Genomic DNA, 15,874 nt, shown 5'->3' on the forward strand with positions numbered 1-15,874 from the left:
ACCGCGTCATCGAGCACACCCGCGAGATCATCGCTGACCACCGCCGGAACACTCTCCGTGTAGTCCGCGGTACCGATGTTCTTCGCCGTGACCGTATACGTCACCGTGTCACCAGCACTCACCCCGGCAGACGAGATACCCGACGACTTGGTCAGGGTCAGCGCACGCAAACGGTCGGTGTCCGAGGCGTTCGCGGTCAGCGTCTCCGACGCGTCAGCCGGGTCGGGGGCACTGACCCGCGCCGAGTTGACCACGGTGCCAGAAGCGCCAGGCAGCACCTTCACCCTCACCTGGACTGAGGCGCTCGCGCCCGTACCGCCATCGGGATTGTCTCCGTCCGGTGAGACGACGGCCGCACGGCCGAGATCGCCGAGTTGCCAGGTCACCGTCCCACCGGGGCGATTGCCGTAGGCATCCTCCTCGTTCTGGCCGCTGACCGTGCCCCCTTGGGTGGCAGATACGAACGCCAATCCGGCCGGGAGGGTGTCCGTCAGCACTGCGCCGGTGATCGTCTCCGCCGGCAGCAAGTTCATGGCCACGAGGGTGTAGCTGTACTCGTCCCCCACGGCCACGTCATCGCGGCCGTCGGTCTTCGTCAACGAAAGCCCAGCCGTGGCGACCTTTGCCTGAAGACAACCGGTGGTGTCGTTGTCGGAGATTGCCGGGTCGTGCATCGGGCCGGTGACGGAGGCCGGTACGCAGACCCGTCCGGCGGTGGTGGGCACCACGGGGACATCGAGCATGACCGGGACGCCCTTCTTCAAGGGCCTCGGCTCACCGTCACCGTCAACCGGGGCACAGGTCAACACCACAGGCCCGGTGTGCGGAGCATCGGCGGGAGCGGCGGTGCAGGTCCAGCCCTCGGGCTTCAGACCTCTCACGGTCAGACCGGCGGGGACGGTGACGGTGACCGTCGCGGGCGTCTCCTGCGATCCACCGCCGTTGGCGACGGTGAAGGGCACGACTCCGGGGCGGCCCACCTGCAGCGGCAGCCGGTCCGGCACCGACACCGAGAGGTCGGCCTCCTTGGTGGACGCGCACACCGGGCGCGGCTCGGCGGGCAGCGTCTGGGAGCTGTCGAGGGCGACCGAGTTGCAGGCGAGCGCGTCCGCGCCCGATCCGGCCGAGACCGCGGCCGTGAAACCGAAGGTAGCCGTGGCGCCGGGGGCGAGACTGCCCTGCACGGTCGCGCGGATCGCCTTCTTGCCCGCCGGGGTGGGACCCCAGTCGTCGATCGCACCCGGCGCGGCCGGGTACACCTGGTCACGCTTCGGGTTGGTGGAGGCGGAGTAGGCCAGGCTCAGGTTCGCGGAGACGTCGGAGACACTGTCGAGGGTCTGGCTGAAGGTGCTGCCGCGCGGCGTGGAAGCCGTTCCGGCGCTGGTGCCCATGTCCCCGGTGTACGGGAGGACGTCGTAGGCGGTCACATTGCTGAGTGTGGTGTTTCCGGTGTTCTTCAGGGTGATCCGGTAGCGGATGTCACTCGCGGTCGTCGACACCGCGACGGTCTGGTCCGGGTCGGACACCCAGGTGCACCCGTCCGGCGACCCGGCCGTCGGGCGGCAGATCTCCTTCCGCGCGCTCAGCCCGTCGGCGGACGAGACCATGATGCTGTGCGACGAGCTCGCGAACCATTCGGTCGTCTTCCCGTCACCGTCGACGTCCGGCGCATCGGCAACCGCGCCGCTGTAGTTGGCCTCGGTACTGGTCCAGGTGTGGCGGGAGTCGCCCATCCATGTGTTCGCCACGCTGGTGGTGCCGGCGGTGACCGTGGAACCCGGCTGGGCCACCACACTCATCGTGGGCCAGGTGGTGTTCTCACCGAACGACACGCCGTCCGGCCAGGTGGCGACGACCACCTGCCGGGACACCCCGCCGATGGTCTTCGCCGCGTAGTCGAAGGACACACCGTCCGGGACGGAACCGGCCGGGAAGGAAGCCGAGTCGGGGTTGACCGTCCAGCCAACCGGCGCGATGAACACATACTGCGGGGTGATGTCGGTGCCGTCCGGGATGTTCGACGCCGAACCTCGCACACTGAACGTCACGTTCTTGCCCGGTACGGCGTTGCCACCGCCCTCGACGACAGCGGACGCCGCGAACGCGGCGCCGAAGGCCGGCTTCGGTGTGCTGATCGGGGTCTTCGGCGTCTCCCGGAACTGGATCGTGGTGGACGCCGGGCCGAGTTCCATCGGGGTGAGCCCGGTACCGGGCCACGACATGACCGCCGTCGCCGTGTTCGTGCGCTTCTCACCGATCGGGGCGGTCTTCGTCACCGTGTAGAAGAAGTGGATGCTGAACGGGGTTGACCCGTTGTCACTGGGCTTGATGTTGTTCGGCGCGAGGTTGCCGCTGGTGATCTTCGCCTTGGTGAACCAGGTACCGGCGGGCGCGGTGGCCCCGCCGTTCGTGGTTCCCGTCGTGCCGTCGTTCAGTGTCCAGGCGACGGTGGAGGCCGGTGTGGTCACCGACACGTCGATCTTGTTGACGCGTGCGTCGGCCTGTTCCAGAACGTCGTCCTCGATCACCACGGTCCCGGCGGCGTTCGACTGGTTCCAGGCGGTCACGGTCCAGTAGAAGTTGTTGTCCGCGAACGGGGCCAGGGCCGCGCCCGGGGTGCACGCACGGTTCCAGTCGTCCCGGCCACCGGCCGGGCACGTCAGCCCGGTCACATCCGGCGGCACGTTCAGCAGCCGGATACCCCCGCTGGCAGCGCTGTTCGTGCTGTACTTCGCCAGATCCGCCCGAGGAAAGGGGTCGTAGCACGAGACCGTGTGGGACATCTGCGCGGTGGTGTTCTTCGTGGTGCGGTCCGGGTCCAGATAAGTGGCCGTGACCTCGGCGGTGGTCTTCACCGACGCCTCGAAGTTGCAGCCGCCCGGATCGGAGGTGAACCCGCTCGCCGGGTAGTTCACCGTCACCGTACGGGGCGTGGACTGCCCGCGGGTGCTCCACTGGCCACCGCCCGCCCAGCCCCAGCCCCCCGCAGCCCCCGCCGCCGGGGCGTCCTTCGTACCGAGCGACCAGGTGATCGTGTGCGCCGCGCTGTCGTACACACCGCTCCCGTTGCTCGACACGTACACCGCACGCGGGTCCAGCTTCTCGACGACGGTGTAGCTGCCCGCCGCGACCCACTGCGACGTACCCGTGATCACGCTGCCGCTGATGCGCGCGAACGAGCCCGTGGCCATCGACACGCTCCAGGACACGTTCACCCCTGGCTTGACCGACCCGGGACTCGACACGGCCAGCGACGGGGACGGCACCGAATTCGTCCACGTCACCGGCGCCGCGTCGGCCCGCACGGGACCGACCGCACTGGCCGCGCTCATCGTCGCCGACATACGGATCTTGAACCCGGACGGATAGAACTGAGAACCCCGCACCTGGGTGTACGAACCACTCGGAGGGATTCGGTACACGAGCAGGAACGTGCCCGACCGGCCCGCCGGCAGATCACCGAGCTTGACCGTCTTGCCCGTCGCGTCCGTACCGCCGATCGACGCACCCGGCAGCCCCGCCGGAGCCGTCCAGTTCATATAGAACAACAACGGCTCACTCGCGAACCCCAGCGGGTCCGGCGGCGACGGCGACAACTGCACCGTGGCATCCGTACAGTCGGCGGCGGCACACGAGTACGACACCTTGTAGGCGACCTCGTTGTTGTGCGCGCCGTACGAAGCATCCGACTGCGGCTCCGAAGTGATGGAGTCAACGGCCTCGATGGAGACATCGAGAACCGCGGAACCAGCCGCCTGCGCGGATGTCGCGGGCGCGAACAATGGCGCGAGCAACCCCGCCAATACGGCGAAGACAGCCGCGAAGGCCAGCACGACCCGACGACGCTTCACCGCCTGCACAACGGCAGTTCGATGTGACACCAATTCCTCCTGGAGGATTTTCTGCGCGGAACGATGTCCGTCATACCTCCAGGAGCGCACCGGATTCGGCGTCGATCGAGCATGCCGAAGAGCACGCTCGGCCAGTCGACAGACAGTGACGCGCGAGACCCCACACAGCCCCGGAACGATGCATTCCGAAGCTGATGAACAGTCAGACGGTACCCCGGGGATATCATCACATCAACCATTACGGACATGTCCGATTGATGGCAAGACTCACTTGTGACGCAGGGTCACTTTCGTCGGCCAACCGTCACCCGTCACACCCGCATCACCGCAGGGTAGGCCGCCGTCACAGCAACTCGCCGATCAGCCGAGCCATGAACTCGCCGCGCTAGGCGCCGGGCAGACCCCATCTCGACGGTATCCCCGAGGCACTCAGGAAGTCCCGGAACAGGCCCTCGCCAAGAAGCACGCATACCAGTGCGGGCCCCCCGCATCGCCACGCCCAAGGCCCCTACTCAATCCTCCCCCAGGCTTCCACCTCCCTGGCAGATGTCGACCATCGCGAAACATCGGGGCGGCGGGAGTACTTGCCACGAGACCTCGCTGGGGCACTGATACCCCAGGGCAGGGCCCTCCCTGGCGACGCAGGATTCTGGCCAGGGACGACCGCGTGACGCATTTGTGACGCAGCGAACCCGACAGGCCGTCAGGTAACGCTCTGACCTGCGAAACCGGCCGGTACCGTCAACTCGGCTTCGCGACGATACGACAGTGTGCGATCTGCCCGGACCGTGCGAGGAAGGGGCCCTTCAACGGCGCTGGAGACGAGTAGCCGGTGGAAGGACAGGACGGGGTGTTGGGCCGGCGACGACGGTTCGTCGAACACGACGCAAACAGATCGCCGTGAGGTACGAACGAGCACGACCGAGCACTCGTTGCCGAATAGGGCGGACGCCAACACTCGTCCGTCCCCAGCCGGCGGTTGAAGGAGTTGCTTTTGCAGGACGAACGAGGATCAGATACTCGTGGTCTGTCACCGTGGGTAGTTGCTTCCAGGATCTTCTCGGCTGCCTTGCCGACGCCTCGGGGTACTGGTCTCGCGGCGTTGGCGACCGGGGGAACACCCAACGGGCCTGGGCATTACGCGAGGTCGCCAGTTTCGCCCCGTGCGTTGGTCTGCTCAGGCCTGAGATACCTGCCCGTTCGCCGAGTTCCAGAACAGCTTCCCATTCTGGAACTGTTGGATCCGGCCGCCGGGTGCATCCTGCTCGGGCGAGACGGGACCGCCGATGCTGGATCCGCCGGCGCCCATGGACTTCCACGTTGCGTGGATGGCTCCGAAGATCTCAACCGCCCCGGTCTGCGGGGTCCAGAAGATCGACGCCTCGGGCTTCCCCTGAAGGTGAACCGCCTTGAAGGTGTTCATGCGACCGTTGCCGCTGGTGAACTCGTCAGTGATCGGATACCCGTACTGTTCGCGCCCGATCTGCAGCCAGCGGCCGCTGATGTCGCCCCACACACCATGGGCCCCCGTCTCCGGGTGCCACGAAATGATGCCGGCCGAAAAGTCCATGAAGCGACCCTTCCCGTCGAAGGTGGGGGTCTCACCGGAGACCGGCCGGCCGACCGGTGAATTGCCGGCACCCAGCGCGATCCAGCGGTCGCGGATCACCCCAAAGATGTCGGGCGACACGTCGAATGTGACGCGGTAGCGTCCGCCGTCGCCGTCGTACGAGAGCACCTTCGGCACCAGATCTCCGGCGGCTCTCTGCAGTTCAGGTGATTCGTACCGAAGCTCCTGAGTGCCGACGTGGTCGTCGTCGAGGGCGAACGGGACAGGAAGGTCCACACCGTTCAGCGCTTCGTTGATCTCCCTGACCAGCTTTGACCGCACGAGGTCGAGCGGTTCGCCGACCGACGACGCCAGCGACTTCGGAATGACGAGGCGCAAGAGCTGCTGATACTGCTCCGGCACACCGTTGTCATTCTCTATCACCGAGCCGACGAAGATCGCCTGATCCGGATTGGCCAGCGGTGCCGACCAGAATGGCTGGAAGGGCTGCCCCTTCGTGTCGCCCTCAGCGAAGTTTTCGAAGATGCCGAACCGCCAGACGTCGAATGAGGGAATCGGTATAGGAATCCCCTCGACGTTGACGTGTGCACCGAGGTTGACAGTGCTCATCAGAACGTAGATCTCGTCATCGCCGACCTCGTCTGTTTCCTCATCGCAGTGAATCTCGCGCAATGAAACGAATGTCATGATTCACTCCCTACTAGTCTCGGCTGGCATTAGTCGTCCAGCCGCTAGCGTCCATGATTCCGACGGAATAGCACTCATGCTCCGCTATGTCGGGGGTCGAGCAAGCATTGGACCGGAAACCGGCGCTTGTGCTATCCGTGACGACCGCCGCAAATAATGGCCCACTATCTGCGGAATCGCTCTCACCGAGCTGCGATTACGCCCGGTCAAGGGTGCGTTGAGCGGCGCCGTTATCTGCGGCAAGGCCGCTGGCGCCGGCCTTCGGGTCCAGGAGTTCCGCTGTTCTTCAGCCCCCATACCCTCATCTCGACCTCACGCTGCGCCGTAAGACACCCCTTCACTCCACACTGCACCCATTCGCCCGACATCGCGAGTCGCGCCTACGAGAACACGTGGGAGCCGGGTCCCCGTCACCGGAGAAGAGAGGGAGGGCCAGCTTGACGAGGAGCGTCCCGACGCCATCCCGGGATCTTGTCGTCCTCCCCCAAGACGTACAGGACACAGGGCGATCGAGCCGGGCCGTGCCAGGAACCATGACGCGTTTCCGGGCATCCCACGGGAGATCCTCCCCGTCGATGGGCGAGTCACGGTCTCCGATCTCGACACCAGGGACGTCCTCGCCTTCGAAGGCGACTACGAGGATGACGACCTCCGAGGTCCCAATACACGCCAGTTGAACCCCACCGGTACACAGGCAGAAGTCCCGCGCCAGGAGTGTTCCATCAACGACGGATCTGAGGAGCACTGTCAGAGGCCATCCGCAGGAAGGCGAAGCGCGCTGTCGTACGGGCCGGGCGGGATGTGGAGGATGGCGGTGTCGTAGTCGCCGAATCGCGACACGTTGTCCCTGCGGTGCGGGCTGAGCGCGGCGAGGTCGTCGGGGCTCAGCTCCCAGCCCTGGGCGGCCATCTGACGCAGTGTGTCGGTCATGTCGATGGTGGTGGAGAAGATGATGCTGTTGGCCATCAGGTCAAGGAACCTGACGGCCTTCTCCTGGAGTTCGGGATCGCGGTTGCCGGAGCCGACGGAGCAGGTGTCGGTGCCGAGGCCGCCGTTGAGGGTGCCCTGGTTGACGTCGGTGATGGTGAGGCGGTCGTCGCCGGCGCTGCCGAGGACGGTGGCGCCGCTGCCGGCGTTGATCTGGACGGTGTCGTCGCCGGTGTCGCCGCTGACGGTGCCTTCGATGGGGGTGGGCTGACGGAGGGGCGCTGGGGGAGGTCCGGATCGGTGCGTGGGAGTGGGACATCTGAACCCGTGAACTGGCCATGGGCGAAGCCGCGTTGGACCTGTTCGGAATCGAGGCGAGAGACGGTGTGCAGTTGGTGGAGAACTGGCTGCGCGCCATCCATCCGGACGATCTGCCGTGGACACTGGTGACGCCGGGGAAGGCGAATGCGCCAGGCTCCAGACCCGGCTGATTGCACGTCACCAACCCCTCCCGGGGCGCCCGGGGGCATCCCGCGAGAGTGGTTCTCGGCTGAGACGATTGCGTGGACAGGCTCTCCCGGGACGCCGCGCGAACTAGACGAGTCATTCCGAATGCTGACGGTGTGTCTGGGAACGCAGACAGGGCGTCCAAGATTGTTGTGTGACGAACAACCTGGACGCCCTGCTGACCGCACTGTACGTGAAGATCGACGACGAGATCGGAGGCACCCGATGGCTGGGCCGCCCGCCGCGGCTGACGGACTCCGAGCTCGTCTGCCTCGCCGTTGCGCAGGCCCTGCTGGGCTTCACGTCGGAGTCGCGTTGGCTGCGGTTCGTGGACTCCCGGCTGGGAGCGATGTTCCCGCACGTACCCAGGCAGCCAGGCTGGAACAAACGGCTGCGGGCGGCATTGCCGCTGGTCAAGAGGGCAATACGGCTACTGGCCGTCGACACGGACTTCTGGTTCGACAACCACTGGATCGCCGACTCCACTGCGGTGGAATGCGGTCGCTCGCGTCCGACGATGAAGCGGTCGGACGTGGCCGGCTGGGCCGGATACGGGTACTGCGCCAGCCACAGCCGGTTCTTCTGGGGTCTGCGCCTGTTCCTGGTGTGCACCCTGACCGGCATGCCGATCCTGTGGGCCCCGGCAAACCCGAAGATCGACGAACGTGAAGTGCTGACCGCGATGTTTGACCGCGAACCGGAGACGGTCACCGACCGTCCAGGACTGCTGGTGATCTCGGACAAGGGCCTCGCCTCCAAGGAGTTCGAGGCTGATCTGGGTTTCCGGGGCGCGGAGTTGCTGCGCCCGTCGTTCAAGCGCGAGAAGAAGCGAAGAGGCGAGAGCCTCCTGAAGTCGGTGCGGCAGCTGATCGAATCGGTCGACGACACCCTCAAGGGCCAGCTCGACCTGGAACGGCACGGTGGCCGGACCTTTGAGGGTGTAGCAGTCCGCGTCGCCCAGCGCATCCTCGCGATGGCCGCCGCGATCTGGCACAACCACAAGACTGGCCAGACCATCACACGATCCCTGATCGCTTACGACCACTGATCACATCGGAATGACTCGTCTAGTACACGAAGTGCGCGCCGCTCACCGTCAGCACATCGAACGGGAACATGGTGAGACCGGGGGGACTGTCCGTGAACTTCCCGTGGTCGGGCGTCGTCGCGGTGACGGTTGTCCGCAGAACACCGCCGGTGACGGTGAAGGCGAGGGTGATCGGCACACCGGTCGTCTTCAGGAGGGACGCGGTTCCGGCCCGGACGGTCAGCACCCCCGCCGTGGGGCCGCTGATGCCCGCCGGGGTGACGCCCGTCGTGGTCAGCCGCTGTGCGGGCGGCAGCGCGAACGCGGTGGCCGGCGCGGCGGCCGTGCTCGCGCCCACCACGGTGTCGTTCAGCACCACAGGCTTGCCGGAGCCGGCCAGGCCGCGCAGATTCGCGGCGAGGTCGTTCAGCGTCGTCGCCGTCACGGCTGCCTCCTGCGAGGTGGGGCGTCCCGGAGCTCGACACGGCCAGTCATGGTGATGCCGAGTACGGAGTCGAGGACGTCCTGCCCGCGAGTGAGTCCCGTCGATGCGACCGCGGCGGAGATCAGTTGCTCGACTGCTTGGCAGGCGGCCTTCTCCCGGTCCTGCACGGCGAGCGCGGGCCTCTTCGCCCCGACGAAGTCGCTCACCGTCGCGTCGGCGGCGGCCCCCTTCTGCGAGTCCGGGTCGTGCACCATGACCGGCGGGACGGCCCGGTCAGGACGCTGGTCGACCCGGCTCTGACGCCTGAGCACCGGCGCGGACACGCTGCCCAGTACGGAGGGCTCGACCAGGGGCGGATCGACGTCGCCCGGCTTCGCCGGCCCTGGCCCGGGTGCCGCTGCCGAGGGCGGCAGAAGGTCGGCTGGTACTGACCGTCGACGTCTCACCGTGGCCGCGGCCGGACGCTACATGTGCTGACCGGGCTTGACGGGAGTTGCGCCACGCCTGCGCGTCCGCGGTGGTTCCGGGCACCGGCCGCGCTGCGGCGATCACCAGCTTGGTGTCGGCGTCGACGATGACCTGCACATGCGCCGAGAACCGGTAGTTACGGGAGGAGGCGCCGACCTTCCGGTCGCGAACCGGGATCAGGGTGCCGTCCACGATCCACAGCCGATCGACCGCATCGACCGGCCAGGCGACCGGCTCGATCACCAGGAGAGGCCGCAGCCGCCGGACGACCCGGCACGCGGTGGCCGGCGGGCATCCGCTCCAGGGACACGACCAGGGATCGCGCATACCCCGATCCGACCGACGCCAGGTGTCGAAAATTCACACGGCCTTCACCCATTGACTAGGGACATCCCTGTACCTACGCTCCTCATGTCCATGGTTGTCCCCATACAAAGAGCGGTGCATCGATGAAGATCGCTGTTGTCGGCAGCTACGGCGCCGGTCTCACCATGCGAGTCCCCAGATCCCCTTCAGCGGGCGAGACCGTCTCCGGTGGCGTGTTCGATCCCGGCCCCGGCGGCAAGGGAAGCAATCAGGCCATCGCAGCCGCCAGGCTCGGCGCCGAGGTCTCCCTGCTGACCGCCGTCGGCGACGACGACTTCGGCCGCTCCGCCCGGGCTCTGTGGCGGGCGGAGGGCGTCGGTGCGGAGCACGTGCTCACGGCCGCCGCCCCGACGATGGTCGGGTTCATCCTGGTCGAGCCGTCGGGAGAGAACCGCATCGCCATCGCCCCGGGTGCCCTGGACGAACTGGACACCGCCGCGGTCGAGACATTCCGTACGCAGATCGCTTCCGCCGACATCCTCGTGGTCTCCATGGAGATTCCCGAGGAGGCTGTGGCCGCCGCACTGCGCGCGGGCCGCGACGCCGGCACCAGGACTCTGCTGAACCCCGCACCCGCCCGGCCGCTCCCCGACGCCCTGTGGCCACTCATCGACGTCATCACGCCGAACCAGACCGAGGCGCCCGTGCTCCTGGGCCTCGGCGAGGGACACGGGCTCGACGACGAGGCCCTCGTACGTGCCCTGCGTGAGCGCACCGGCGGAATCGCCGTCCTGACCCGGGGCGGCGAGGGAGCGCTGATCGCCCAGGCGTCCGGAGTGACGGCGGCTCCGCCGTACCCGGTGGAGAACGTCGTCGACACCACCGGCGCCGGCGACTCGTTCACCGCCGCGCTCGCCGTCACCCTCGCGGAAGGACACACCCCCGAACACGCCGTACGGGTCGCGGCCGTGGCGGGTGCCCACACCGTGACCGTGGCCGGGGTCGTCCCCGCCCTGCCCACCAGAGACCAGCTGACCGCCCGGATTGGAACCGCCCCGTGACCTCAACGACCCCGACCACCGCGCCGGCGCGGGAGTTCCCCCTCCCGCTGCGCAGACTCCTGCACGCCCGCGAATCCGGCGTCTTCGCCGCCCTCCTGCTGCTCTTCCTGCTCGGCACCGTACTCACACCGGGCTTCGCGCAGTCCGACAACCTCCTGTCGGTCGGCCAGCAGATCGCCCAGATCGGCATCATGGCCGTCGGCGTGACGTTCGTGATCGTCAACGGTGAGATCGACCTGTCCGTGGGCTCCACCTACGCACTCTCGGCGATATCGACCGGCATGCTGATCTCGGACGGCTGGTCCTGGCCCCTGGCGATGGCGGCCGGCCTCGCCGTGGGTGCGCTGGCCGGGCTGCTGAACGGCCTCGCCGTCGTCGTGCTCGGGGTGCCCTCGTTCATCGTCACCCTCGGCACCCTCAGTGTGTTCCGCGGCGTCGCCCTGCTCATCTCCGACGGCGCCCCGATCTCGCTGAGTTCCTCCCAGGAAGGTGTCGCCGAGTTCAGTCTCCTCGGCCAGGGGGAGTTGTTCGGTGTCATCCCGATGCAACTCGTCTTCTTCGCCGCCGTCGCCGCCCTGGGTGTGGTGCTCCTGGCCCGGTCCCGCTTCGGCTTCAACTCCTATGCCGTCGGCGGAAACCGGGAGGCCGCCCGGCTGGTCGGCGTCAACGTCAAGCGGGTCAAACTGACCGCGTTCGTCCTCTCCGGCTTCACCGCGGGCCTCGCAGGCGTGCTCGGACTGTCCTTCCTGTCCTACGTCCAGGGTGTCACCGGGCAGGGGCTGGAACTGACCGTGATCTCCGCCGTCATCATCGGCGGGGCGGCCCTCTTCGGCGGCTCCGGCACGATGTGGGGCACCGTCATCGGCGTCGCCTTCATCGGACTGCTCCAGAACATCCTCAACATCAAGGGCATCTCCTCCTTCTGGCAGACCGTCGTCACCGGCCTGGTGATCGTCGCCGCCGTCGCGGCCGACACCTGGCAGCGCAAACGCAAGTCCCGGGCCTGAGCCCTCGGCCGTCCCGCCGAGCGCCGGACAGAGCAAACGAATCCAGCCACAGCGTGCGCACGCACCGGGCAGCAGCAAAGCCACGAACGACAAGGGAGTCCTTATGTCCCCCCGTACCCTGCTCAGAAGCCTCGTCGCGGCGTCGACCGCCACGGCCGCCCTCGCCCTCACCGCCTGCGGCGCCGTCAAGCCCGCCGACGGCGGCGGTTCCGACGACGGTTCCTTCAAGGTCGCCTCGCACATCCAGAAGCGCGTCGACGACGGCAAGCCGATGCGTATCAAGCTCAGCTATCACGACCCGTCCCTGGCCTTCGCGACCCCGATCGGCGTGGGCATGAAGAAGGCCGGGAAGGAGTTCGGCGCCGAGACCGCCCTCATCGGCCCCACCGGCGGCGACGCCGCCCAGCAGGTGTCCGAGATCCAGACGCTCATCCAGCAGAAGGCCGTCGACGGGCTCGCCGTCTCCTCCGCGTCGAGCGACGCCCTCAAGCCGGTCATCGCCCAGGCGTACGACGCGGGCATCCCCCTCATCTCCTTCAACACCGACAACCCCGGGTCCAAGCAGATGGGCTTCGTCGGCCAGGACCTCAAGGCGTCGGGCAAGTCCCAGGCCGAACAGCTCCTGAAGGATCTGGGCGGGACCAAGAAGGGCAAGGTCGTCGTCTTCTCCGTGGACACCGGGGCCGGCTGGTCGCACGACCGGTTCGGCGGCTTCAAGGAGGGCATGGCGAAGAGCGGTCTGGAGATCGTCGGGCCGGTGAACGTCGGCAACGAGCCCAGCGCGGCCTACAACACGGTCGAATCCACGATGTCCGGGCAGTCCGGTGTCGTCGGCGTCGCCGGGCTCGACTGCTGCTCCACGACGGCCGCGGCCAAGTGGGTGTCAGGTTCCCCGGACAAGGACTCGATCGTCATGGGCGGCTTCGACCTGCTTCCGCAGACCGCCGAGTACCTCACCAAGGGAGTCCTCGACTTCACCATCAGCCAGAACCCGACCGAACAGGGCTACCAGGCCGTGAAGGTGCTGAGCGACTTCCTCACCAAGGGCACCAAGATCACCGGCGTGAACACCGGCGCGCAGTTCGTCACCCGGGAGAACCTCGGCGAAGCCACGGTGGAGAGCTGATGGCCGCCGCGCCCCGCTCCGCCACGACCGGCACCGCCTCCGCGCTGTCCGGCAAGAACGCCGGAGACACCTCCGCAACGGCCATCAGCGTCCGCGGCCTGTCCCGCAGCTTCGGCCCCGTACGCGCCCTCTCCGACGTCTCCTTCGACGTTCCCGCCGGAGAGATCACCGCGCTGCTCGGCGAGAACGGGGCGGGCAAGTCCACTCTGCTCAAGATCCTGGCCGGACTGCAGCCCCCGAGCGCCGGCAGCGTCACCGTCTTCGGCGAGGAGGTCGCGTCCTTCTCTCCCAGCTCGATGCTGGACCGCTACGGCGTGGCCATCGTCCCCCAGGAGCTCTCCCTGCTGCCCGACCGCAGTGTGGCCGAGAACGTCCTCAGTGGCGTGGAGCCGGGGAACCGCTGGTTCCCCTCCCGGCGGCAGATGATGGAGCGCACCCGCGATCTTCTCGCCGAGCTGGACCTGCGGGTGGACCCGACCGTTCCCGTACGGTCGCTGGACCTGGCCACCCAGCAGCTCGTCGTGGTGGCCCGGTCCATCGCCCGGGGCTGCCGCGTCCTGATCATGGACGAGCCGACGGCGATGCTCACCCCGTCAGAGGCCGAGCGGCTGTTCGCCCTGATGGAGAGCCTCAAGGCCGCGGGGACGACGATGCTGTACGTCTCGCACCGGATGCCGGAGGTCTTCCGGCTGGCCGACCGCATCGAGGTCCTGCGCGACGGTGCCCACGTCGCTTCCTGGCGCAACGCCGACACGACCCCCGACCAGGCGGTCGCGGCCATGGTCGGGCGTGAGCTGGGCGCCTTCACCCGGCGCGCGGCACACACGGCCGACCCCGGGGTTTCACCGGCCCTGCGGGTGCGGGAGCTGAGCGGCCGACGGCACAGCGGCGTCTCCTTCGAGGTGCGGCCGGGCGAGATCCTGGGCGTGGCCGGGCTGCCCGACTCGGGCCGGGTGGAGCTGCTGCACAACCTCTTCGGCGGTGACCGGGGCAGCGGGGGCACGGTGGAACTGCTGGGCGAGCCCTACCAGCGGCGCAACCCCATCGCCAGCGTCGAGCGCCGTCTCGCGTTCGTGCCCGGCGAGCGCCGCGCCCAGGGCCTGCTGACCACCATGAGCGTCGGCGAGAACATCGGAGCGCTGACGACGAAGGCGTTCAGCCGGTTCGGCCTCGTCCGCCGGGGAGCCTTCGACCGGCAGGCGGCCGAGCAGGGCAGGAAGCTGCGGGTCAAGACCGCCACCATGGGCCAGCCCATCACCAGCCTGTCCGGAGGCAATCAGCAGAAGGCCGTCCTCGGCCGCTGGCTGGCGATCGACCCCGGCGTCCTCATCCTTGACGAGCCCACGCGTGGCGTGGACGTCGGCGCGAAGGCGGAGATCTACGAGCAGTTGTTCGCGCTGGCCGGCAAAGGCCTCGCCATCCTGTGCTCCTCCTCCGACCTGCCGGAACTCCTCACCCTCACCGACCGGATCGCGGTGATGAGCGAGGGTCGGCTGGTCGATGTCGTCGAAACCACGGAGGCGACCGAGGAATCCCTCATGACCCTCGCGACCGGGGCAACGCCAACGGCCGCCTGACGCCCGCCGCCCGGACCTCCCCACCGAAAGGAACCACCTCATGAAACGCACCGGCATCCTCAACGCCGAACTCAGCGCGGCGCTGGCCACACTCGGCCACACCGACCTGCTCCTGGTCGTGGACGCCGGCTTCCCCGTACCCCGCGACGCGCACCGCATCGACCTGGCGATCGCCGAGAACCTGCCGGACCTGCGTACCGTTCTCGGTCTGATCGCGGACGAGGTGGTCGTCGAGGGAGTGGTACGGGCGGATAACGTGCCCACCCACAACCCCCGCCTTGACGACTGGCTGCTCGACCGCTTCGCCGGAGCCGAGTTCAGCACCCGCCCGCACGCCGAGGTGCTGGGCGAACTGGCCCGCGAGGCCAAGGTCGTCGTCCGCACCGGTGCCTTCGAGCCCTGGGGAAACATCGGCCTGTACTGCGGCGTCGACGCCCCACGGTGGTTCGGCGGCGACGGTGTCGTGGTCCCCGAGGAGTACGCGTCCAGGATCTGACCTCCGGGCCGGCGCTGATGTCGCCCGCACCCGCGGGCCACGCGGCGGGCCCCTGCTCCACCCCTTCCGTTTCACCACAACAGGAGAAGACACTCCATGTCCGAAACAGTCACCGCCCCCGCCGAACTCAACCTCACCCCGGCTGAGTTGGCGCCCTACATCCAGCACACCAGGATCGATTCGACCTCGACCCGCGACGACATGATCGCGCACGCGAAGGAAGCGGTCACCCACGGCTTCAACGCCGCCATGGTCTCCGCCTCCTGGGTACCCGTCGTCGCCGCCGAGCTCGCAGGCACCGGCGTCGGTCTCGCGACCGCCCTGGACTTCCCGACGGTCGGTGTCATGACCAGCGCGGGCAAGGCGGCCGAGGCCGCCGAGATCGCCCGGCTCGGTGCGACGCAGCTCGACATCGGCGTCCAGATCGGCTGGCTCAAGAGCGGCATGTACGACGAGTTCCGTGAGGACATCGCGGGCGTCGTCCGCGCCTCGGGACTTCCCGTCAAGGTCATGCTGGAGCTGCCCCTGCTGACCGACTCGGAGAAGGAAGCGGCCGTCGAGCTGGCCATGGAGGCCGGGGTCTCCTTCCTGAAGAACTCCAGCAGCGGCCAGATCGAGATCGCTAACCCGACGAGTGTTCGCTACCTTGTTGACCGGGCCCGGGACGGCGTCCAGGTGAAGGCTTCCGGAGCCATCAAGCACCACAAGCAGGCCCTGGAACTCCTGCGCGCTGGTGCCGTTCTGCTCGGTACCAGCGCCGGGGTGGAGATCGTCACCGACACCGCTGACGACTCGACCACCAGCTACTGACCGGTCACC

The 15,874-nt window shown here is 67.9% G+C and carries 12 protein-coding genes and 1 pseudogene; 8 read left to right on the plus strand and 5 right to left on the minus strand.

The genetic code is table 11. The features are described from left to right. The 3 genes from NBG84_RS41290 to NBG84_RS38310 all read right to left on the minus strand — a co-directional run. Positions 1 to 3,881: DUF11 domain-containing protein (locus NBG84_RS41290; protein ID WP_250924343.1), on the minus strand; the 3,881-nt coding region annotated here is incomplete at its 3' end. Between the two features lie 1,147 nt (positions 3,882 to 5,028). Next, entirely contained in the window at positions 5,029 to 6,108 is a 1,080-nt protein-coding gene (locus NBG84_RS38305; RefSeq protein ID WP_250924344.1) for an LGFP repeat-containing protein, read from the minus strand. 747 nt (positions 6,109 to 6,855) lie between these two features. After that, complete coding sequence (locus NBG84_RS38310; protein WP_250924345.1) at positions 6,856 to 7,479, minus strand: transposase; 624 nt, start codon at positions 7,477 to 7,479, stop codon at positions 6,856 to 6,858. Positions 7,480 to 7,696: 217 nt separating this feature from the next. Between NBG84_RS38310 and NBG84_RS38315 the strand changes: the two genes are divergently transcribed. After that, complete coding sequence (locus NBG84_RS38315) at positions 7,697 to 8,590, plus strand: IS982 family transposase (RefSeq protein ID WP_250924346.1); 894 nt, start codon at positions 7,697 to 7,699, stop codon at positions 8,588 to 8,590. A 19-nt stretch (positions 8,591 to 8,609) separates the two neighbouring features. Here the strand turns inward: NBG84_RS38315 and NBG84_RS38320 are convergent, their stop codons facing one another. Next, complete coding sequence (locus tag NBG84_RS38320; RefSeq protein ID WP_250924347.1) at positions 8,610 to 9,014, minus strand: hypothetical protein; 405 nt, start codon at positions 9,012 to 9,014, stop codon at positions 8,610 to 8,612. Continuing rightward, on the minus strand, positions 9,011 to 9,268 hold the full coding sequence (locus tag NBG84_RS38325) for a hypothetical protein (protein WP_250924426.1): 258 nt from the start codon (positions 9,266 to 9,268) through the stop codon (positions 9,011 to 9,013). Before NBG84_RS38325 ends, NBG84_RS38320 begins: the two co-directional genes overlap by 4 nt. A 9-nt stretch (positions 9,269 to 9,277) precedes the next feature. Here NBG84_RS38325 and NBG84_RS38330 point away from each other — a divergent pair. The 7 genes and pseudogenes from NBG84_RS38330 to deoC form a co-directional block, all read left to right on the plus strand. Next, positions 9,278 to 9,495: pseudogene (locus NBG84_RS38330) on the plus strand (transposase); the annotation flags it as partial. A 436-nt stretch (positions 9,496 to 9,931) separates the two neighbouring features. Beyond that, a complete protein-coding gene (locus NBG84_RS38340; protein ID WP_250924348.1) occupies positions 9,932 to 10,849 on the plus strand; it encodes a ribokinase in 918 nt (305 codons plus the stop codon). Further along, the gene (locus NBG84_RS38345; protein ID WP_250924349.1) at positions 10,846 to 11,856 is read left to right on the plus strand and encodes an ABC transporter permease; all 1,011 of its coding nucleotides are present in this window, start codon (positions 10,846 to 10,848) and stop codon (positions 11,854 to 11,856) included. The genes NBG84_RS38340 and NBG84_RS38345 overlap by 4 nt, the downstream gene beginning before the upstream one ends. A gap of 103 nt (positions 11,857 to 11,959) precedes the next feature. Further along, complete coding sequence (locus tag NBG84_RS38350) at positions 11,960 to 12,982, plus strand: sugar ABC transporter substrate-binding protein (protein ID WP_250924350.1); 1,023 nt, start codon at positions 11,960 to 11,962, stop codon at positions 12,980 to 12,982. After that, a complete protein-coding gene (locus NBG84_RS38355; RefSeq protein WP_250924351.1) occupies positions 12,982 to 14,559 on the plus strand; it encodes a sugar ABC transporter ATP-binding protein in 1,578 nt (525 codons plus the stop codon). Before NBG84_RS38350 ends, NBG84_RS38355 begins: the two co-directional genes overlap by 1 nt. A gap of 40 nt (positions 14,560 to 14,599) precedes the next feature. Further along, positions 14,600 to 15,055 (plus strand): D-ribose pyranase, encoded by a 456-nt coding sequence (gene rbsD / locus NBG84_RS38360; RefSeq protein WP_250924352.1) that lies wholly within the window; start codon positions 14,600 to 14,602, stop codon positions 15,053 to 15,055. Between the two features lie 96 nt (positions 15,056 to 15,151). Then, positions 15,152 to 15,865: a deoxyribose-phosphate aldolase gene (deoC, locus tag NBG84_RS38365; RefSeq protein WP_250924353.1), complete on the plus strand. Its 714-nt coding sequence runs from the start codon at positions 15,152 to 15,154 to the stop codon at positions 15,863 to 15,865. Positions 15,866 to 15,874: the final 9 nt, after the last annotated feature.

Source organism: Streptomyces albipurpureus (assembly GCF_023701525.1).
Lineage (GTDB): Bacteria > Actinomycetota > Actinomycetes > Streptomycetales > Streptomycetaceae > Streptomyces > Streptomyces albipurpureus.